This window comes from Rhodoferax sp. LB1P47 (genome assembly GCF_056521445.1).
This window is the reverse complement of the sequence record NZ_JBWMAU010000003.1, coordinates 202894-224409: the sequence shown is the minus strand read 5'-3', so window position 1 is coordinate 224409 and position 21516 is coordinate 202894. Positions and strand designations below refer to the sequence as shown.

Genomic DNA, 21516 nt, shown 5'->3' with positions numbered 1-21516 from the left:
AATGGTACGCGGGCATTGTGGCACCGATAGCCGTTTTCGGACCTGTGAATCGCCCCGAATACGCGTCTCAAAGCACCAGAGCCGCGCCCTTGGCCGCCAGCAGCACCAGGCTGTTGGCGGGCAGCGGAAACAGGTCTTTGCCTTGGCCGGTCCAGCCGCCCAGGCTATCCAGGCCACGGGGCTGGCTGCTGTCCAGCACCACCTGCCACTGGCCCGCAGGCAGCAGAAACGGGTCCACGCGGTTGCCTGCGTTGACCAGCAGCAGCAGCGGGGCACGGGCCTTGCCGGGTTTGCCGATCAGGCAGCCCAGCGCCCGGTACTGCGGGTCGCGCCAGGCATCGCCCTCCAGCGGTACACCGCTGCCGCGCAGCCAGGACAGATCGGGCAGGCCCAGCGCATCGGCCACGCCGCTGTACCAGTGGTTGGCAAAAGGCAGGGCCTGGCGGCGCAGGCGAATAGCGCGGCGGGTGAAGGCGATGAGGTCTTCGTCGGCGGCGGCCCAGGCTATCCAGGTGGTGGGGTTGTCTTGGCAATAGGGGTTGTTGTTGCCGCCCTGGGTATGGCCTAATTCGTCTCCAGCGCATATCAGTGGTGTGCCTTGCGCTAGCAAAGTAGTAGCAAGCAGGGCGCGTTGCAGCTTGCCGCGCAGGGCGTTGACGGCGGGGTCGGTGCTGGGGCCTTCGGCTCCGCAGTTGAAGTTGAGATTGTGGCCGTGGCCGTCGCGGTTGTCTTCCTGGTTGGCCAGGTTGTGGCGCTGGTTGTAGCTGACCAGGTCGCGCAGGGTAAAGCCGTCGTGTGACACCACGTAGTTGACCGACTCGGCCGGGGCGCGCTGGCGCGGCTGGTACAGGTCGCTGGAGCCGCACAGGCGCTGGGCCATGTCGGCACGGGTGTTGTCGGCCACCGGCGCACCGGAGGCGGCAGCAGTTTGTATCCAGAAGCCGCGCATGCTGTCGCGGAAGTGGTCGTTCCACTCTTGCCAGCCGCGCGGGAAGTTGCCGGTTTGGTAGCCGCCAGGGCCGATGTCCCAGGGTTCGGCCACCATCTTCACCCGCGATAGCACCGGGTCTTGCGCCACGGCGGTAAAGAAGGCGCTGTTGCGGTCAAAGCCGTGGTCGGTGCGGCCCAGCACCGGGGCCAGGTCGAAGCGGAAGCCGTCCACGTGCATTTCGCTCACCCAATAGCGCAGGCTGTCCAGCACCATTTGCAGCACCCGGGGCTGGCGGATGTCGATGGTGTTGCCGCAGCCGGAGTAGTTGTCGTAGGTGGCAGGGGATTCGGGCGGCAGGCGGTAGTAGCTGGCGTTGTCCAGGCCGCGAAAGCTGATGGTGGGGCCGTCTTCACCGGCTTCGGCCGTGTGGTTGTAGACCACATCCAGCAGCACCTCTAACCCGGCGGCGTGCAGGGTTTTGACCATAGCGCGGAATTCGTCGCGGGGTGATAGGCCGCCTGCGCCGCTGGCCAGGCGCGGATCGACGCTGAAAAACCCCAGCGTGTTGTAGCCCCAGTAGTTGCTCAGGCCCAGCGTGCCCAGGCGCTCTTCGCTGAGGGCGTAGTGCACCGGCAGCAGGCTCACAGCGGTGATGCCCAACTGCTGGAGATGCTGCACCGAGGCCGGGTGTGCCAAGCCCGCAAACGTGCCGCGCAGGGCGGGGGGGATGTTTTCATTCAGCCGCGAGAAGCCTTTGACGTGGCATTCGTAGTACACCGAATCGGCCAGTGGTGTGCGCGGCGGCTTGTCGCCCGCCCAGTCAAACGCATCGAAGGTGACGCGGGCTTTCAGGGCCAGGGCGGCGTTGTCGCGGGTGTCCATGTGGCGCGGATGCAGCCGGTCGCCTGCAAAGTGCTCGTCGCGCCACGCGAACGTGCCGACGATGTCGCGGGCGTAAGGGTCGAGCAGGAGCTTGGAGGCATCAAAACGGTGCCCCCGGTCGGGCCGCCAAGGGCCGTGGGCGCGCAGGCCGTAGACCAGGCCGGGCTGGCCCCCTGGCAGATAGCCGTGCCACACGTCGCTGGTGTGGGCGGGTAGCCGAAACCGGGTGAGCTCGGTGCTGCCGGAGGCATCAAAAATGCACACATCCATCGCCTGGGCGTGGGCGGAAAACACGGCGAAGTTGATACCGGTGCCATCAAAGCTGGCCCCCAGCGGCCAGGGCTGGCCGGGTTGCACGTCGGGCGGGGTGGTCCGGTGGACCGAAGGGGTGGGTGGTGGTTTTAGGCTGTCCATTCGAGAATAACGGTGGCCAATGGTGGCAGGTTAAGCACTACGGAATAGGGTTTCCCGTGCATCGCCGTGGCCTCTGCGGTGGCCGTAGCCAGCGGGGTTCCCACGTTGCTGCCGCCGTAGTGCGCGGAATCGGTATTGAGTTTTTCGCAATAGGTGCCGGGCTGCGGCACACCCAGGCGGTATCCATTCCAGACGTTGGGGGTGAAATTGCACACCACCACTATAAAGGAGGTGCTATCGATACCTCGGCGGATAAAGCTGAGTACCGAGTGCTCGGTATCGTCGTGTTCAATCCATTCAAAACCGGCGGGTTCAAAGTCCAGCTGGTACAGGGCCGGAGTGGCGCGGTAGAGCTGGTTCAGGTCACGTACCAGCCGTTGGATGCCGGCGTGGGGCGCTTGTTCTAGCAGATGCCAGTCCAGGCTTTGGTCGTGGTTCCATTCGCGGTCTTGGGCAAATTCACAGCCCATGAAGAGCAGTTTTTTACCCGGGTGGGCAAACATGTAGCCCATGAAGGCGCGCAGATTGGCAAATTGCTGCCAGCGGTCGCCGGGCATTTTGTTCAGCAGCGAACCCTTGCCGTGCACCACTTCGTCGTGCGAAATCGGCAGCACGAAGTTTTCGGTAAAGGCATACACCAGGCTAAAGCTGATTTCGCCCTGGTGGTGCTTGCGGTAGACCGGGTCGCGCTCCATGTAGGCCAGCGTGTCGTGCATCCAGCCCATGTTCCATTTGTAGTGGAAGCCCAGGCCCCCGGCGTAGGTGGGGCGCGATACGTTGGGGAAGGCGGTGGATTCTTCGGCCAGGGTGATGGCCTGTGGGCGTTCGCCGCCCACCACCTCGTTCATGCGCTTGAGGAAGGCGATGGTTTCTAAATTTTCGCGGCCGCCGTGCACGTTGGGAATCCATTCCCCGGCCTTGCGGCTGTAGTCGCGGTAGAGCATGGAGGCCACGGCATCGACGCGCAGGCCGTCCACGCCAAAGCGCTCCAGCCAGTACAGGCTGTTGCCGACTAAAAAGTTGCTGACTTCGGTGCGGCCCAGGTTGTAGATCAGGGTGTTCCAGTCGTTGTGGAAGCCCTCGCGCGGGTCGGCGTACTCGTACAGGTGGGTGCCGTCAAAGTTGCCCAGGCCGTGCGCATCGGTGGGGAAGTGGGCGGGCACCCAGTCCAGGATCAGGCCGACATCGGCTGCATGGCAGCGTGCCACAAAGCGGGCAAAGCCTGCCGGGTTGCCAAAACGGGCGGTAGGCGCATACATGCCGACCGGCTGGTAGCCCCAGGAGCCGTCAAACGGATGTTCGCTGATGGGCAGCAGCTCCAGGTGGGTGAAGCCCATGTCTACGGCATAGGGCACCAGGGTTTCGCCGAGTTCGTCCCAGTCCAGCCACTGGTTGCCTTCCTTGCGCCGCCAGGAGCCCAGATGCACCTCGTAGATGCTGATGGGGGCATTCAGCGCATTGGCCTGTTTGCGCGCGGCAGACGGCGGCACAAATGGTGGCAGGTGGGCCACTACGCTGGCGGTGGCCGGGCGCAATTCGGCTTGCAGTGCATAGGGGTCGGAGCGGGCGGGCAGCACCTCGCCGTTGTGGGCCCGAATTTCGTATTTGTACCTGGCTCCGGCCTGTACGCCGGGCAAGAACAGCTCCCACACACCGCAGTCGCGCCGCAAGCGCATGGGGTGGCAGCGGCCATCCCAGAAGTTGAAATCGCCCACCACGCTGACACGGCTGGCGTTGGGGGCCCATACGGCAAGCCGGGTGCCTGCCACGCCTTCCATGGCGCAAGGCTGTGCGCCCAACACCTCATAAGGCCGCAGGTGCGTGCCTTCGCCCAGCAACCACACATCCATTTCGCCCAGCACCGGTGGGAAACGGTAGGGATCTTCGATGCTGGCGCTGTGGCCGTCGGCCCATTGCACCCGCAGGCGGTAGGCCGCGCCCACAGGCAGCGCGACTTCAGCCTCGAAAAAACCGGCTTCGTCTTGCAAGGCCAGCGGCCCCAGCAGCAGGCCCTTTGTCGATTCCACCGCCACGCTGAGTGCGCCGGGCAAGAAGCAGCGCACCGAGGTGCTCCCCGCCGCCGCCACGTGGGGGCCGAGTACCGCAAAGGGGTCGCCGTGGCGGGCTCCGCAAATCATTTCTACGTCATGGGCGTGCAGCATAAGAACCGATCTCTGTGGTTTTGAGGGGGCGCGGTGTTGTCTGTCACCGCGTGGGGTTTATAGCGCGTTCGGTGCGTCCGCCGCGATATGCCAGATGTGTTGGGCGTATGCGCGGATGGTGCGGTCGGATGAGAACACCCCCATACCCGCCACATTGGCGATGGCCTTGGCACACCAGGCCGACGGCTGGCGGTACAGGTCGTCTACCAGGGATTGCGTGGCGACATAGGAGGCGTAATCGGCCAGCAGCAGGTAGTGGTCGCCGCCCCACAGCAGCGAATCCACCAGCGCGCGGTAGCGGCCGGGCTCATCGGGCGAGAACTGGCCGCCGGAGATGGCATCCAGCACCGCCTTCAGGGCGGGGGTGCTTTCGTAGTAGCGCATGGGCTGGTAGCCGCTTTGCTTCAGGGCCTGCACTTCCGGGGTTTTGAGGCCGAAGATGAAGATGTTGTCGTCGCCCACGTTTTGGCGGATTTCGATGTTGGCACCGTCGTCGGTGCCGATGGTCAATGCGCCGTTCAGGGCCAGTTTCATGTTGCCGGTGCCGGATGCTTCGGTGCCTGCGGTCGAAATTTGCTCGGACAAATCCGCACCCGGCATGATGATTTCAGCCACCGACACGCCGTAGTTCGGCATGAACACCAGCTTCAGCTTGTCGCCAATGCGAGGGTCGTTGTTGATGACGCTGCCCACGTCGTGGATCAAACGGATGATGGACTTGGCCGTCACATAGCTGGAAGCCGCTTTGCCCGCAAAAATCACGGTGCGTGGCACCCAGTCGGCATCGGGGTTCGCCAAAATGGCCTGGTAACGGGTCACCACGTGTAGAACATTCAGCAGTTGGCGTTTGTATTCGTGGATACGTTTGACCTGCACATCGAACAGGCTGTCCGGGCTGACCTGGATGCCGGTGCTTTTTTCGATGGCCTCGGCCAAGCGCACTTTGTTGGCGCGTTTGACCTGCATGAACGACTTTTGGAAGGCTGCATCGTCTTTTTTGGACTTGAGCTGTTGCAGTTGGTCCAGGTCCAGACGCCAGCCCTTGCCCAGCGTGCTGTCCAGCAGATTCGACAGGCCGGGGTTGGCCTGGGCCAGCCAGCGGCGCGGGGTCACGCCGTTGGTCATGTTGGTGAAACGGTCGGGCCAGATGGCGGCGAAGTCAGCAAAAATGGTTTGCACCAGCAACTCGGAGTGCAGGGCCGACACACCATTTACCTTGTGGCTGCCCACGATGGACAAATTGGCCATGCGCACCCGGCGCTCGCCCTGCTCGTCGATCAGCGACAGGCGTGCCAAGAAGGCGTTGTCGCCCGGCCGGTGCTGGGCCGCCATTTCCAGAAACTCTTTGTTGATGCGGAAGATGATTTCCAGGTGGCGCGGCAGCACATGCTGCATCAGGCCCACGGGCCAGGTTTCCAGCGCCTCGGGCATCAGGGTGTGGTTGGTGTACGAGAAGGTTTTGCAGCAAATCGCCCAGGCTTTGTCCCAGGGCATGCCGTGTTCGTCGCACAGCACCCGCACCAGCTCGGCCACGCCGATGGCGGGGTGGGTGTCGTTCAGGTGGATGGCCACGTGCTCGGCCAGGTTGTCCAGCGTGGGGTGCTCGCTCAGGTGGCGTGCCACCAGGTCTTGCACCGATGCGGAGACAAAGAAGTACTCTTGCTTCAGGCGCAGTTCTCGCCCGGCAGGCGTGCTGTCATTGGGGTAGAGCACCCACGAGATGTTCTCGTATTCATTTTTCATGCTGGCCGCACGGGCGTAATCGCCGGTGTTGAAGGCATTCAGGTCGATATGGGCGGGGGCCACGGCTTTCCATAAGCGCAGGGTGCTGACCTTCTCGGTGCCGTGGCCGGGGACCACCATGTCGTAGGCCTTGGCCGCCACTTCACCGGCGTTGCGCCATACGGGTGCACCGTTGACCTGCTCGACCCAGCCGCCAAAGCGCACGGGGTAGCTGATGTCGGCCCGGGGAAACTCCCAGGGCGTGCCGTTTTCCAGCCACGGGTCGGGGTATTCCATCTGCGTGCCATTCTGAATGTCTTGCGCAAACATGCCGTATTCGTAGCGGATGCCATAACCAAACGAGGGCAGGCCGACGGTGGCCATCGAATCCAGAAAACACGCGGCCAGGCGGCCCAGGCCACCGTTGCCCAGCGCGGCATCGGGTTCGCGGTCGGTCACCGTTTCCAGGGTTTGGGCAAAGTGTTGCAGGCCAGCAGCAGTTTCGCCCCGGATATCCAGCGCGCCCAGCGCATTGGACAGGGTACGACCCATCAAAAACTCCATCGACAAATACACCACGCGCCGGGCCTTGGCGGCATGGTCGCGGGCCTGGGTTTGGACCCAGCGCTGGGACAGTTGCTGGCGCGCAACTTGCGACACGGCCAGCATGACGTCGTTCGGTGTGGCTTGGGCGGGACTGACCCCGACGGTGTCGAGCAAATGCTGCGCAATGGCGGCCTGGATGGAGGTGGCGGAGGGGGCAATACTCTGGGTCACAGGGGCATCCTTTCGGTGGGGTGGCATAAGCCTAAATACGAGGTATAGACGGCTTTTTTTGTAGTCTAAGCGCTTTGAATTCGGGTAAACCGCTTATTTCCAGAATTCTCGCATGAGGTAACCGGTCGGTAACTGTTTTTTAAATCCTCGGATTAAGATGCTGAGGTTGGCCACCAACCCGGCTAATATTTTCCCTTTCTCTGGAGACAAAAAATGCAGCAAAACAACTTAGCACTCGGACTGGATCTGCCCAAAAAAGCCATTGCATTGGTGCTCGCTGGTGGGCGCGGCAGCCGTTTGATGAACTTGACCGACCGCCGTGCCAAACCGGCGGTGTACTTTGGTGGCAAATTTCGCATTGTTGACTTTGCGTTGTCCAATTGCCTGAACTCCGGTATTCGCCGCATTGGTGTCATAACCCAGTACAAGTCGCACAGTTTGCTGCGCCACATGCAGCGCGGCTGGGCGTTTTTGAAGAACGAGATGAACGAGTTTGTGGATTTGCTGCCCGCCCAGCAACGCAACGATAACGAAAATTGGTACCGGGGCACGGCCGATGCGGTCTACCAGAATCAGGACATTCTGGAGAGCTACGGTGCCGAGTACATCGTGGTGCTGGCGGGCGACCACATCTACAAAATGAACTATGCCCTGATGCTGGCCGACCACGTGGCCCTGGGGCGTGAATGCACGGTGGGCTGCATTGCCGTGCCACGTGCCGAGGCCACGGCTTTTGGCGTGATGGCGATTGACGACAACCGCCTGATCACCGAATTTTTGGAAAAACCCGCTGACCCTCCGCACATGCCGGGCAACCCCGATATGTCGCTGGCCAGCATGGGCATTTATATTTTCAACGCGGCATTCCTGTATGCCGAGTTGGAGCGCGACATGGCCGACCCCGAGTCCAGCCATGACTTTGGCAAAGACATCATTCCCCGTGCCGTGCGCAACGGCTTGGCTACCGCCCACCCGTTTTCCATGAGCTGCGTTCCCGATGCCGCCGAGGAAGAGCCTTACTGGCGGGATGTGGGCACCATCGACGCCTACTGGGATGCCAATATCGACCTGACTGCGACCGAGCCCAAGCTCAATCTGTACGACACCCACTGGCCCATCTGGACCTACCAGGCGCAGCTACCGCCCGCCAAATTTGTCCACAACCAAGACGACCAGCGCGGCATGGCCATTGAATCGATGGTGTCCGGTGGTTGCATCGTGTCGGGCAGCGTGCACAAGTCGGTGTTGTTCTCTAGTGTTCGCGTGCATTCCTTCTCCAAAGTGAGCTGGTCGGTGCTCTTACCCGATGTGGAGGTTGGACGGGGTGCGCGCATCCACCGGGCAGTGATCGACCGGGGTTGCGTAATCCCCGACGGCATGGTGATCGGTGAAGACGCGGCGCTGGATGCTGAGCGCTTCCACCGCAGCGAAAATGGCATCACCTTGGTGACCCCCACCATGTTGAGGAAGTTGATGGAATGAAAGTACTCCAGGTTGGAGCCGAGGTTTTTCCTCTGGTTAAAACGGGTGGCCTGGCCGATGTGCTGGGTGCTTTGCCCCAGGCGTTGGTTGCAGCCGGTGTCGATGTGCGCTTGCTGCTGCCGGGTTTTCCCGCGATTTTGGCGGGCCTGCACAAGCCGGTGGTGGTCTGCGAGATCGGTGCGGCCTTCGGGGCTGCGCGGGTGCGGCTGCTGCGCGGCACCATCGCCGCCAGTGGCATATCGGCCTATGTGGTCGATGCGCCTTATTACTACCAGCGCGCGGGCAATCCGTATCTGGGTGCCGACGGCATCGAGTGGCCCGATAACGCCCAGCGCTTTGCCTTGCTGGGCTGGGTGGCCGCGCATGTGGCTACCGGTGGGCTCGACCCGGCCTGGAGCCCCGACGTGCTGCACGCCCACGACTGGCATGCCGGTATGGCCTGTGCGTATGTGGCGGCCAACCAGGCGGCCACCGTGGCCACCGTTTACACGGTACACAACCTGGCCTACCAGGGGTTGTTCGATGCCAAGGACTTCCATTTACTTGGCTTGCCGGTGCGCTTTATGGACCCGACCCGGCTGGAATACCACGGCAAGTTTTCGTTCATGAAAGCCGGTTTGACCCTGGCCCAGCGCATCACCACCGTCAGCCCCAGTTACGCCGGAGAAATCGCCACCCCTGCATTTGGCTGCGGACTGGACGGCGTGGTGCGCTCGCGTGGTGCCGATGTGTCGGGCATCTTGAATGGTGTGGACGACGCGGTGTGGAACCCGGGTACCGACAAAGACACCTCTGCGCAGTATTCGGCCGCCGACTTGTCGGGCAAAGCTGTCTGCAAAGCTGCCCTGCAAAAAAAGCTGGGTTTGCACGTAGACGCCCAACGGCCGCTGTTCACCCTGGTCAGCCGCCTCACCGAGCAAAAGGGGCTGGACCTGGTGCTGGCCGCCATCCCTGACATGCTGGCCGCCGGTGCGCAGCTGGCGGTGCAAGGCAGTGGCGATGCGGCGCTGGAAAAAGCCTTTACCGAGGCCGCTGCCGCGCACCCGGGCCAGGTGGCGGTGCGCCTAGGTTACGACGAGCCGTTTGCCCACCAGATGATTGCCGGGGCCGATGCCATGCTGGTGCCGTCCCGGTTTGAACCCTGTGGCCTCACCCAGCTCTACGCCCTGCGCTACGGCACCGTGCCGGTGGTGCGGCGGGTGGGCGGCTTGATTGATACGGTGGTGGATACCCACGAAGCCAGCTTGCAGGCAGACACCGCTACCGGCTTCATGTTTGGCCCGGCGAGTAAAGAGGCACTGGCCTTGGCGGTACACCGTGCCGTACATGCCTTTGGTCAGCCTGCGGTGTGGGCGCAGATACAGCAACGCGGCATGGCGCAAAACTTCTCCTGGGCGGCGGCGGCAACCCAGTATCTGGCTCTGTACCAAACCCTGTGCGGGCCATCCATTGCCCCGCTGACGGTCAAAAAATAGCCAAAAAGTGCCGGGCGGCACGCAGTCGAATCCGCACGTTGCGCGTGACTACAATTCGGCCAACCGGTCCGGCCATCCTTCAAGGATGACCGGATCTTTGATTTCAACCGCCCCTTCACCCGAGTCCATTCCATGCACATCGCCAGCTCCATCTTCAAAGCCTACGATATTCGCGGCATTGTGCCCACCACGGTGACCGAAGCCGTTGCCGAGGGAATCGGCAAAGCCTTTGGCACGATTGCGCTGGCCGAGGGTGAAACCACGGTGGCCGTGGGCCGCGACGGGCGCCTGAGTGGCCCGGTGCTGGTGGCGGCGTTGATCCGGGGCCTGGTGGAAGTTGGTATCCAAGTGATTGATGTGGGCACCGTCACCACGCCCTTGCTGTACTTTGCGGCCAACACCCTGTGCCGCAGCGGCATCCAGGTCACCGGCAGCCACAACCCCAAGGACTACAACGGCTTCAAGATGGTGATGGGGGGCCGGGCCATCCACGGCGATGAAATCCAGGCCCTGCGCCGCATGATCGAAGCCGAGACCTGGCTACCCCAAGCCGGTGGTGCTGTGCGCAGCGTGGATGTGCTGCCCGCCTACACCGCCCGCATCGTCTCCGACATCAAACTGGCCCGCCCGATGAAGATCGTGGTTGATTCCGGCAACGGCATTGCGGGCGCATCGGCCCCCGACATCCTGCGCGCCATTGGTTGCGAGGTGATCGAGCTGTTCAGCGAGGTGGACGGCAACTTCCCCAACCACCACCCCGACCCGAGCAAGCCCGAGAACCTGCTGGACCTGATCGCGGCCTTGAAAACCAGCGGTGCCGAACTCGGCCTGGCCTTCGACGGCGACGGCGACCGCCTGGGCATCGTCACCAGCGACGGCACCAACATTTACCCCGACCGCCAGATGCAGCTGTTCGCAGAGGACGTGCTGCGCCGCGTCCCCGGCGGTACGATTTTGTTTGACGTGAAATGCTCGCAGCGTCTGGCCCCGGCCATTGCCGCTGCCGGTGGCCACCCGCTGATGTTCAAAACCGGCCACTCCCTCATCAAAGCCAAGATGAAAGAAATCGAAGCCGCTGGTGGCCAGGCCCCGCTGGGCGGCGAAATGAGCGGCCACATCTTCTTCAAAGAGCGCTGGTTTGGTTTTGACGACGGCACCTACGCGGGCTGCCGCCTGCTGGAAATCGTCAGCCAGTCGCCCGATGCCAATGTGGTGCTGCACGCCTTGCCCAGCAGCTTTTCCACCCCTGAATTGAACGTCGCCTGTGCCGAGGGCGAGCCGCCCGAGGTGGTGGCCAAGGCCCTGGCGATGGTGGACTTTGCCGCGCCGGCGGTGCTTAGCACCATCGACGGCCTGCGGGTCGATTGGCCGGACGGCTTTGGCCTGGTCCGCGCCAGCAACACCACGCCGGTATTAGTGCTGCGCTTTGAAGGCCATACGCCTGAAGCGCTAGAGCGCATCCAGCACGACATGCTGGCTCTGCTGCGCCGCGCCAAGCCCGATGCCACTTTGGCCGCCAGCGCACATTGATGCGCATAGCCGGTGAAGGGCAGGGCATGCGGGTTTTGATTGTCAAACTGTCGTCTTTTGGCGATGTGGTGCAAACCCTGCCGGCCCTGCACGACATGCGCCAGGCCTTGCCTTTGGCCACCTTTGACTGGGTGGTGGAAGAGGCCTTTGCCCCGCTGCTGCAAGCCCACGTACCGTGCCTGGGCCGGGTGCTGCCGATAGCCCAGCGGCGCTGGCGTAAAACCCCTTTCAGTGCCAGCGTACGGACTGAGAAAGCCCGGTTCCTCCAGACCTTGCAAGCCGAGGCGTACGACGCGGTGATTGACTTCCAGGGTCTGATCAAGTCCGCCCTGGTGGCCCGTCAGGCGCGGCTCACAACGGACGGCTGGCGTGCCACCTATGGCAACCGCAGCGAAGACTGCGGCTATGAATGGCCGGTGCGCTATATGGTGCAACGCCCCCAGCCCATGCCGCCGCGCATCCATGCGGTGCAGCGCACCCGGCATTTGGCCGCGCTGGCACTGGGCTACCCACCGCGTGAAGACGGCATTGCCTACGACGCATTACAAGTCACCCCCGCGCAGCCCGATGGCAGTGTGGTGCTGGTCCACGGCACGACGCGGGTGGAAAACGAATGGCCGTTGGCCCACTGGGTGCAATTGGGCCAGCGGCTGGTGGCCCAGGGCTTGCCGGTCAGCGTGCCGCAGGCCAACGCCTACGAAGAAGCCTTTGCCCAGCAACTGTGCCAGGCGATGGGCCCGCAAGCCCGGGTGCTGCCGCGCATGGGTTTGGCTGCGTTGGCTACGCACATGGCGGGTTGCGTGGGCGTGGTGGGGGTGGACTCGGGTTTGAGCCATCTGGCCGTGGCCCTGAACCTGCCGCACGTGCAAATCTTCAGCCAGCCGCGCATCTGGCGCGCCGGGCCTCTGGGCCAAGCGCACCAGGTGGCGGTGGGTGGGGCGCAAGCTCCTGGTGTAGACACCGTCTGGCAGGCATGGCAAGCTGTGTGGCGCTCCCGCCCTTGCCCACACCCGGGGTCTGCATGAATGTCCTGATCGTCAAACTCTTTTCTCTGGGGGATGTGGTGCATGCCATGCCGGCGGTGCAAGACATCTTGTCCCAGCTGCCCAGTGCCCAGGTGGACTGGGTGACTGAGCCCGAGTTCGCGCCCTTGGTACGCCGCTGCGCGGGGGTGCACCGGGTGATCGAATGCGACCTGCGGCGCTGGCGCGAGACGGTGTTTACCGCCGACACGCGCAACGCCTGGCGGGCTTTTTCGTCTGACCTGCAATACGAGTGTTATGACGCGGTACTGGATCTGCAAGGCCTGAACAAGTCGGCTCTGGTGGCCAAAATGGCGCGTTTGAGCCTGGCTGGCCTGCGCTACACCCTGGCCAGCCAGACCAACGGCGCGGCCTTCCAGGCGGCGACCCGCGTGGTGGCGGATGTCGCCGTGCCGGTGGAGTCGCACATCCACGCCGTGGAGCGGACCCGGGTGATGTGTGCCCGTGCGCTGGTCTATGCCCTGCCAGAAAAACCACGTTTTGGGCTGGTTGCGCATGTGGATCCTGCACGCCGTGCTACTAAAACCATAGTAAATCAGTTTTTTGACGTAGGCCACGTCGAAGCCACCCCCATCGTGGCCTTTCTGCACGGCAGTACCCGGGCCGACAAACATTGGCCCGAAGCCCATTGGCTGGAGCTGGGCCACCGCATGAACGATTTTGGCTACACCGTGGCGTTTGCCCACGGCAATGACGAAGAGCAGTTTCGCAGCGAAAGCATTGCCAACCGCCTGGAGCAGGCCGTTGTTTGGCCCCGCATGGCCCTTGGCGCGCTCACCGATGCGCTGGGGGAGTGCCTGGGGGTTGTGGGTATTGACAGCGGCCCGAGCCGTATCGCCGGGGCACTCGATCTGCCGCTGGTCAATATCTTCAACTTTGACACCGTGTGGCGCACCGGCCCGCAAAACGGCGAGCACCAGCTCAGCGTATTGGGTGCACCGACCCCCTCGGTCGATGCCGTGTGGAACGCCTGGATGCAGGCGTCTGCCTTGGCCGCACTGCGGGATTCCTCGCATTGATTCTGCGGCTGTATTCCCTGTTGCTCTGGCTGGCCATCCCGCTGCTGCGGCGCAAATTGCGGCTGCGGGCGCGGGCCGAGCCGGGGTATGCCGTGGCCGTGCCGGAACGCTTTGGCCACTACACCCAGCACATCCAGCCGTCTGACCAGTGCTACGTGTGGGTCCACGCCGTCTCGCTGGGCGAAACCCGTGCCGCCGCCATCCTGCTGGCCACCTTGCGCCGCCAGATGCCGGGCATGCGCCTGCTGCTGACGCATGGCACCGCCACCGGTCGGGCCGAGGGGCAGGCACTGCTGCAACCAGGTGACGTGCAGGTCTGGCAGCCCTGGGACAGCCGGGGCGCGGTGCAGCGCTTTGTGCAGCACTTTCAACCCGCCATCGGCATCCTGATGGAGACCGAAATCTGGCCGAATCTGCTGGCGGCATGCCGGGCTGCGGGCATTCCCGTGGCGCTGGCCAACGCCCGCCTCAGCGCCAAATCCTTGCGCCAGGCACAGCGCTTGTCGGCCCTGTCGCGGCCCGCCTATGCCGCGCTGACTGCCGTGTGGGCGCAGACCACCGCCGACGCGCAGCGACTGGCCGAGGCGGGCGCACCCGCCCCCGAGGTGCTGGGCAATCTGAAGTTTGATGCCACACCCAACGCCCAGCAGCTGGCGCTGGGCCGCGCTTGGCGCAAACCTGCAACAGCAGGCGGGCGCCCGGTGGTGCTGCTGGCCAGCGCCCGCGAGGGCGAAGAGCTGCTGCTGCTGCAATATTTACAGTCTTTAAAGGCTCTAGCGCATACGCCATCTGCGCAGGCAGCTACGCTATTAGGAGCATTGGATGTGCAGTGGTTGATCGTGCCCCGCCACCCCCAGCGCTTCGACGAAGTGGCGGCGCTGGTAGCCGAGCATGGTTTCAGCGTGTCGCGGCGCAGCGCTTGGCCCGCCCAGCCGCAGTCGGCGGATGTCTGGCTGGGCGATTCTCTCGGTGAAATGTCCGTGTACTACGGCCTGGCCGAGCTGGCTTTGCTGGGCGGCAGCTTTGCCCCGCTGGGCGGTCAAAACCTGATCGAAGCCGCTGCCTGTGGCTGTCCGGTGCTGCTGGGGCCATCGACCTTCAACTTTACCGAAGCCGCCGAACTCGCCCTGGCAGCCGGGGCCGCTTGCCGGGTGGCCGACATGCCCGCAGCCGTTCAGCAGGCCCTGGCCTGGCTGAACACCCCCGCCACCCTGGCCCGCGCCGCTGCCGCCGGCCCGCAATTCGCCAGCGCCCACCAGGGGGCAGCCCAGACAACCGCTGCGGCGGTGCAGGCGCTGCTGGCCGTACCACGAAAATTGCTATAAAAAATATAGCTTTTTGCGCAGATTTAATAAGCGCTAGAGGCCTATTTCTTATAAATTTTCTTCAGGACAGCGCCCGGTCTAAATGCGTGTAGCCACCATCTACAAACAGCCACTGCCCGGTGGTGTGGCTGGCGGCATCGGACAGCAAAAATACGGTGGTGCGGGCGATCTCTTCCGACGTTGTCATGCGCTGGCCCAGCGGTATTTTGCTTGTGATGCTGCGCAGCTTTTCTTCGGCGTTGTCAAAGCTGCTGATCCAGCGCTCGTACAGCGGGGTCATCACCTCGGCGGGAATTACGGCATTCACACGCACGCCGTCCGCTAGCAGCGAGGCCGCCCATTCACGGGTCAAAGACAGTTGCGCGCCCTTGGATGCTGTGTAGCCGCTGGTGTCGCCCTGGCCGGTAAGCGCCGTTTTGGACGAGATGTTGACTATTGAACCCCGCGAGGCCTTGAGGTGCGGCACGCAGTAGTGGGCCATCACGTAATAGTGGACGAGGTTTTTGTCCAGCGAGGCCACAAACGCATCGCGCCCCGCATCTAGGCCCACGCTGTCGTTGATGCCCGCGTTGTTGACAAGGCCGTCGATGCGCTGGAATTGGGAGATGGTGTGCGCTACGGCGGCACCGCATGCGGCTTCGTCTTGCAGGTCGAGGCGGATGAACTGGAACTTCGGTTGCAGCGCGCTGAGCTGGGCCGAGAAATCCTCACCCAAGGCGCTTTTTCCCAGGATGACGGGAATCGCGCCTTCTTGCGCCAGCGCCAGCGAAATCGCGCCACCAATGCCGCTGCCGCCACCGGTGACGATGACCACCTTGTCTTTGAGATGCAGATCCATAAGGGCTTTCAGGAAGTAGGGAGGTTGTAGCAACGGATGGTGTTGCCGGACCAAAAGGCGGTTTGTTCGGAATCTGACAGGCGTTTGGCCGCCCAAGTCTGTGCCAGTTGGTGTACGGCGGGGTAGGGTGCGGCCAATTCGCACACCGGCCAGTCGGAGCCGAACAGCAGGCGCGCTGGGCCAAAGGCTTCTAGCGCGGTGTCGAAGCAATCCCACACTGTCTGTTGCACGGCGGTGGGCAGGCGGTTGGCAACATTTGCAAACGGCCAGGCCGCTTCGGTGACCAGACCCGACAGCTTGCACACCACGTGGGGCAGGGCGGCCAAGGCCTTCAGCGACTGGGTCCATTGCCGCATCTGTTCCGGGTGCTGGAGGGGCGGCTTGCCCAGGTGGTCCAGCACCAGCCAGTGGGCATCGTGGGCGGTGCAGAAGTCGATGACCAGCGGCATCTGGTGGGCGAAGACCAGCACGTCATAGACCCGTTGGCGGCTTTGCAGCAGGGCCACGCCGCGCCGAAACAGCGGGTGGTTGACGACCTGCGCCACATCGGGTGCGTCTTGCAGGATGTGGCGAAAGCCGCAGAGCTTCGGGTTGTGTGCCCAGCCGTCGAGCTGCACTTCCAACGCGGGGCTGGTCAGATCGGCCCAGCCGACGACTCCGAGGATGCTGGGGGTGTGCGCGGCCAGGTCGAGCAGAAAGTCCGTCTCTGCCGCTTCACTGCGGGCCTGCACCGCGATGGTGCTGGTGATGCCCAGCATGGGGCAATCGCCGGGCCAGCGGTCTTGCGCCAGCACGGCCATGCCGGGGGTAATCCACGGAAAGGCCGCAGGCTCAAAACGCCAGTAGTGCTGGTGGCTGTCGATTTTCAGCATCACTTTTTGAATGCGTACTGCACCAGCGTTTCGGGCAGCATTTCAATCGAAAAACCCGCCGCCGTGGGCGGCATGTAGGCGGCGTTCTGGATGACGCAGGGGTCGATGAAGTGCTCGTGCAGGTGGTCCACGTATTCGATGACGCGGCCCTCGCGGGTGCCAGCGATGCAGAGAAAGTCGATCATCGACAGGTGTTGCACGTATTCGCACAGGCCCACGCCGCCGGCATGCGGGCAGACCGGCAAGTTGTATTTGGCGGCCATCAGCATCACGGCCAGGATTTCGTTCACACCGCCCAGGCGGCAGGAGTCGATCTGCACCACGTCAATCGCGCCGCGCATGATGAACTGCTTGAACATGATGCGGTTTTGGCACATCTCGCCGGTGGCCACCTGCATGGGGGCCACGCTTTCGCGGATGACGCGGTGGCCTTCGATGTCGTCGGGGCTGGTGGGCTCTTCGATGAACCAGGGCTTGGCAAAGGCCAGGTCTTGCAGCCAGTCCACCGCCTGGCCCACGTCCCAGACCTGGTTGGCGTCGATCATCAAATGCCGGTCTGGGCCCAGCACTTCGCGGGCAATGCGCAGGCGGCGGATGTCGTCGGCCTTGTCGCGGCCTACCTTGAGCTTGACGTGGTTGAAGCCTGCATCCACCGCCTCTTGGCAGAGTCGGCGCAGCTTCTCGTCGCCATAGCCCAGCCAACCGGCCGATGTGGTGTAGCAGGGGTAGCCTTCGCGCTGCAAGGTGGCCAGGCGCTCGGCCTTGCCCACAGCGCGCTCGGTGAGTAGCGCCAGGGCTTCAATGGGGGTGATGCAGTCGGTGATGTAGCGAAAGTCGATGCAGCGCACCAGCTCGGCAGGGCCCATTTCGCCCACCAGTTGCCACACCGGTTTGCCCACCGATTTGGCCCACAGGTCCCACACGGCGTTGACCACCGCACCGGTGGCCAGGTGGATCGCGCCTTTGTCGGGGCCGATCCAGCGCAGCTGGCTGTCAGAGGTGATGTGGCGCCAGAAGCGGCCCATATCGGCCGCGATCCAGTCCAAGTCCAGGCCCACCACCAGGTGCTGCATGGCATGGATGGCAGCGCAGCAGATGTCGTTGCCCCGGCCGATGGTGAAGGTCAGTCCGTGGCCATTCAAGCCAGGCTGGTCGGTTTCCAGGATGACGTAGGCGGCCGAATAGTCGGGGTCGGGGTTCATCGCATCCGAGCCGTCCAGGTGCTGCGAGGTGGGGAAGCGCAGGTCGATGGCGCGCAGGGATTGGATGACGGGCATGGTGGAAATTGTGTTGGGTGGGTGGTCGTTGGCCCTCACCCCAACCCTCTCCCGCGCGCGGGAGAGGGGGCAAAACCGGGGCAAAGAAGGTGTGTGTGTGCCGCTGCATTGCTCCCCCTCCCCGGCGGGGGAGAGGGTTGGGGTGAGGGTGGAGGAGGCTTGGCGTGCTTTTGCGCACGCCAAGACGGTCAGGTTTTAGTCGTACAGCACCGCAGAGATTTTGGGATCGTCCATATTGGTTTTGTCGTAGAAATAGAAGCCGGTGTCGAGGATCTTGGGCATCTTCTCGCCCTTGAGCGCTTTGACTGCGGCCTCTACCGTTTTGTAGCCAATGCCCACCGGGTTCTGGGTGATGGCGCCGGCCATGGCACCGCTGCGCACGGCATCTTTTTGCTGCTTGCCCGAGTCGTAGCCGATGATGACGATGCTGCGCTTCATTTCCTTGGCACCGTTCAATACGCCGATGGCCGAGCCCTCATTGGCACCAAAAATGCCTTTGATGTTGGGGTTGGCTTGCAGAATGGACTTGGTGATTTCGGTGGATTTGAGCTGGTCGCCGCCGCCGTATTGCACGCTAACGATCTTGATGTTGGGGTACTTGGCCTTGATGCGGTCCACAAAACCGTCGCGGCGGTCTACGCCGGTGCGGCTGGTCTGGTCGTGCACCACCAGGGCCACTTCACCGGCGTTGCCGATCAGCCCGGCCATCTTGTCGGCGGCCAGCGAGGCGGCGGCCTTGTTGTCGGTGGTGGCGGTGGTGACGGGGATGTCGCTGTCTACGCCCGAGTCAAACGCCACCACCGGAATTTTGGCGGCCTGGGCTTTTTTCAGCAGCGGAATAGCGGCCTTGCTGTCCAGCGCGGCAAAGCCGATGGCGGCGGGCTTTTTGGCCAGGGCCGAAGACAGCATGTCGATCTGCTTGTCCACCATGGCTTCGGTCTCTGGGCCTTCAAAGGTGACCTTGACCTTGAAGTCCTTGGCGGCCTGGTCGGCACCCGATTTCACGGCCTGCCAAAACTGGTGCTGGAAGCCCTTGGACACCAGCGGAATATAGATTTCGTCTGCCGCAAAGCTTTTTCCGGTGATCAGGCTAGTCAGGCTGAAACCAACAGCCAGGCAAATCAGTTTTCTTTTAAAAATCATTTTTTGTCTCCAAATATTGTAGGTATCTCAATTGCATGTGTGGTGTGCTTGTGGGTTATTTGCGCCTCCTTAAAATATCGGCATATACAGCCAAAATAATAATAATACCGGTAATTACGGTTTGCCATTCCTGGGCCACCGACATAATGCGCAGCCCGTTGGTCAATACGCTCATGATGAAGGCGCCAATAATCGTGCCCAATATCGTGCCCGCGCCGCCGCTGAGTGAGGTACCGCCAATTACCACCGCCGCAATCGCATCCAACTCGTAGCCTTGCCCCAGCGCGGGCTGGGCGGAGTTGAGGCGCGAGGCGATCAGCAAACCGGCAATGCCGCAAATGGCACCGTTGAGCGAATAAATAATTATTTTCCAGCGGTCTACATTCACGCCCGATAGGCGCACGGCTTCTTCGTTGCTGCCCAGGGCAAAGGTGTAGCTGCCCAAAATGGTTTTGTTCAAAATCAGGCTGGACACAATCGCCACCACAAACAAAATCAATACTGCATTGGGAATCGGCAGGCTGGGGAAGAAATAGCCGATCAGCGATTCCTGCGAGATATACGAGAAATCTGGCGTGTCATTGAAATAAATCGGCTTAGTGCCCGAGATCACCAGCGATAAGCCTTTAAGCAGCATCATCATGCCCAGCGTGGCGATGAAGGGCGGGATTTTCAGCTTGGCAATCAAAAAGCCCGACACCCAGCCCGCCAGCGCGCCAAACACAATTGCCGCCAGAACGCCCATGTACATCGGTAGGCCCCAGTAGGTCATAAACACGCCCGCCATCACCGCGCAAAACGTCATTAGCGTGCCCACCGACAAATCAATGCCCGAGGTGATGATGACGAAGGTGCAGGCAATCGCCAGCACACCGTTCACGGCGGTGGCTTGCAGGATGCCGACCAGGTTGTCGGTTTGCAAAAAGTTGGGCGAGGCGGCGCTGAAAAAAACCATCAACCCCACCAGGCTGGTGAAGGCCAGCAGCTTTTGCCGGGTGCTTTGGCTGAACAGGGCGGCTTTGAGGCGTTGCACGGGAGTCAGGTTGGACATAGTCATCTTTTTTAGTGGGTGAGCACTTCGCGCTGGGTCGCGAGTTGCATGATTTTTTCTTGGGTGGCCTCGGCCGCCGACAGCTCGCCGGTAATGCGGCCCTCGCACATCACCACGATGCGGTGGCTCATGCGCAGCACCTCGGGCAGCTCGCTGGAGATCATCACGATGGCGCGGCCCTGCTCGGCCAGGGCGTGCAGCAGCTTGTAGATTTCGGCCTTGGCGCCCACGTCGATACCGCGTGTGGGCTCGTCAAAAAACAGCACCTCGCAGTCGCGCAGCAGCCATTTGGCGATGACGATTTTTTGCTGGTTGCCGCCCGACAGCAGCCCGGCGCGCTGGAAGATGGACGGGGTTTTGATGCCCAGCTGGCCCACATATTTGTGCGCCACGGCTTCAATGGCATCGCGTTTGAGCCAGAAGCCCCAGGAGACAAAACTCTTCAGATTCGCCAGCAGGATGTTGGACTGCACGTCCATACCGGTGGCCAGGCCGTAGCGTTTGCGGTCTTCCGATAGGTAGCCGATGCCGCACCGGACCGCATCGCTGGGGGCCTGGATATCCACCACCTGGCCCTTGACCCGGATCTCGCCCGCGTCGCGCGCATCGGCCCCAAAGATGGCCCGCGCCACCTCGGTACGGCCCGCGCCCATGAGTCCGGCAAAGCCCAGAATCTCGCCCTTGCGCACCTTGAAACTCACGTCCTTGATGCTTCGGCCCCGGTTCAAGCCTTTCACTTCCAGCATCACGCCATCGCTGTTGTCGCTGTCGCCGGTGTGGGCGTAGGGGACGGGCGTGTGGGCTTCGAGTGCGCGGCCGACCATCATGGCGATGATGGTGTCCATGCTGGTGCTGGCGGTGGGCACGGTGCCAATGGTTTCGCCGTCGCGCATCACGGTGACGCGGTCTGAAATGACTTTGAGCTCGTCCATCTTGTGCGAGATGTAGACGATGCCCACGCCCTGGCTTTTGAGCTGGCGGATGATGCGAAACAGATCGTCAATCTCGGCGTTGTTCAGCGCGGCGGTGGGCTCGTCCATGATCAGCACGCGGGAGTCAAACGACAAGGCCTTGGCAATCTCCACCATCTGCTGCTTGGCCACGGTGAGCTCGCCCACCTCGACGCGGGGGTCGAGTTGCAGGTGCAGGCGGTCGAAGATGGCCTGGGTATCCACCACCATCTTCTGCTGGTCTACAAACAGGCCGAAGCGCCCCAGCGGCTCGCGCCCGATGAAGATGTTTTGCGCGGCGCTGAGGTGGTTCATCAGGTTCAGCTCCTGGTGGATGATGCCGATGCCCAGGGCCTGCGCGGCGCGGGGCGAGGGGATCTCCACCGCCTGCCCGTTCATGCGGATCTCGCCTGTGTCTTTGGTATAGACCCCCGCCAACACCTTCATCAGCGTGGACTTGCCCGCGCCGTTTTCGCCCATCAGCGCATGCACCTCGCCCGGGGCCAGTTCAAACTGGCAGCGGTTCAACGCCTTTACGCCGGGGAACGACTTGCTCAGGTGGGTGATGGAGATGAGGGCGGCCATGCGGTGGTGTGTATTTATATGCGAACAAACTATTCAAA

The 21516-nt window shown here is 62.8% G+C and carries 15 protein-coding genes; 6 read left to right on the top strand and 9 right to left on the bottom strand.

What is annotated here, in order from left to right; translation table 11 throughout:
* Positions 1-67: 67 nt before the first annotated feature.
* The 3 genes from glgX to AC0969_RS06500 are packed head-to-tail and all read right to left on the bottom strand — an operon-like array spanning position 68 to position 6915.
* Entirely contained in the window at positions 68-2227 is a 2160-nt protein-coding gene (glgX, locus tag AC0969_RS06510) for a glycogen debranching protein GlgX (RefSeq protein WP_479623321.1), read from the bottom strand.
* Positions 2215-4389: a 1,4-alpha-glucan branching protein GlgB gene (gene glgB, locus AC0969_RS06505; RefSeq protein ID WP_479623320.1), complete on the bottom strand. Its 2175-nt coding sequence runs from the start codon at positions 4387-4389 to the stop codon at positions 2215-2217. The genes glgX and glgB overlap by 13 nt, the downstream gene beginning before the upstream one ends.
* Before the next feature lie 57 nt (positions 4390-4446).
* Positions 4447-6915, bottom strand: coding sequence for a glycogen/starch/alpha-glucan phosphorylase (locus AC0969_RS06500; protein WP_479623319.1), 2469 nt, complete (start codon positions 6913-6915; stop codon positions 4447-4449).
* Positions 6916-7101: 186 nt separating this feature from the next.
* On the opposite strand from AC0969_RS06500, the gene glgC reads away from it, so the two are divergent.
* The 6 genes from glgC to AC0969_RS06470 all read left to right on the top strand — a co-directional run bounded on the left by glgC (position 7102) and on the right by AC0969_RS06470 (position 14762).
* Positions 7102-8370 carry a glucose-1-phosphate adenylyltransferase gene (gene glgC / locus AC0969_RS06495; RefSeq protein ID WP_479623318.1) on the top strand — a complete coding sequence of 423 codons (1269 nt, stop codon included), beginning with the start codon at positions 7102-7104 and terminating at the stop codon, positions 8368-8370.
* Entirely contained in the window at positions 8367-9845 is a 1479-nt protein-coding gene (gene glgA / locus AC0969_RS06490; RefSeq protein ID WP_479623317.1) for a glycogen synthase GlgA, read from the top strand. Before glgC ends, glgA begins: the two co-directional genes overlap by 4 nt.
* A 132-nt stretch (positions 9846-9977) precedes the next feature.
* Positions 9978-11375, top strand: coding sequence for a phosphomannomutase/phosphoglucomutase (locus AC0969_RS06485; protein ID WP_479623316.1), 1398 nt, complete (start codon positions 9978-9980; stop codon positions 11373-11375).
* A 26-nt stretch (positions 11376-11401) separates the two neighbouring features.
* A complete protein-coding gene (gene waaC, locus AC0969_RS06480; protein WP_479623315.1) occupies positions 11402-12400 on the top strand; it encodes a lipopolysaccharide heptosyltransferase I in 999 nt (332 codons plus the stop codon).
* On the top strand, positions 12397-13437 hold the full coding sequence (waaC, locus tag AC0969_RS06475) for a lipopolysaccharide heptosyltransferase I (protein WP_479623314.1): 1041 nt from the start codon (positions 12397-12399) through the stop codon (positions 13435-13437). The genes waaC (AC0969_RS06480) and waaC (AC0969_RS06475) overlap by 4 nt, the downstream gene beginning before the upstream one ends.
* Positions 13434-14762 carry a 3-deoxy-D-manno-octulosonic acid transferase gene (locus AC0969_RS06470; protein WP_479623313.1) on the top strand — a complete coding sequence of 443 codons (1329 nt, stop codon included), beginning with the start codon at positions 13434-13436 and terminating at the stop codon, positions 14760-14762. Before waaC (AC0969_RS06475) ends, AC0969_RS06470 begins: the two co-directional genes overlap by 4 nt.
* Positions 14763-14823: 61 nt before the next feature.
* Here the strand turns inward: AC0969_RS06470 and AC0969_RS06465 are convergent, their stop codons facing one another.
* The 6 genes from AC0969_RS06465 to AC0969_RS06440 all read right to left on the bottom strand — a co-directional run bounded on the left by AC0969_RS06465 (position 14824) and on the right by AC0969_RS06440 (position 21478).
* Positions 14824-15600, bottom strand: a complete 777-nt coding sequence (locus AC0969_RS06465; RefSeq protein ID WP_479623312.1) for an L-fucose dehydrogenase — start codon at positions 15598-15600, stop codon at positions 14824-14826.
* A gap of 8 nt (positions 15601-15608) precedes the next feature.
* Positions 15609-16472, bottom strand: a complete 864-nt coding sequence (locus AC0969_RS06460; protein WP_479623311.1) for an amidohydrolase family protein — start codon at positions 16470-16472, stop codon at positions 15609-15611.
* Entirely contained in the window at positions 16472-17749 is a 1278-nt protein-coding gene (locus tag AC0969_RS06455) for an L-fuconate dehydratase (RefSeq protein WP_479623310.1), read from the bottom strand. Before AC0969_RS06455 ends, AC0969_RS06460 begins: the two co-directional genes overlap by 1 nt.
* A gap of 195 nt (positions 17750-17944) precedes the next feature.
* Positions 17945-18889, bottom strand: coding sequence for a substrate-binding domain-containing protein (locus tag AC0969_RS06450; RefSeq protein ID WP_479623360.1), 945 nt, complete (start codon positions 18887-18889; stop codon positions 17945-17947).
* 58 nt (positions 18890-18947) lie between these two features.
* On the bottom strand, positions 18948-19949 hold the full coding sequence (locus AC0969_RS06445; protein ID WP_479623309.1) for an ABC transporter permease: 1002 nt from the start codon (positions 19947-19949) through the stop codon (positions 18948-18950).
* Between the two features lie 5 nt (positions 19950-19954).
* Positions 19955-21478 (bottom strand): sugar ABC transporter ATP-binding protein, encoded by a 1524-nt coding sequence (locus AC0969_RS06440; RefSeq protein ID WP_479623308.1) that lies wholly within the window; start codon positions 21476-21478, stop codon positions 19955-19957.
* Positions 21479-21516: the final 38 nt, after the last annotated feature.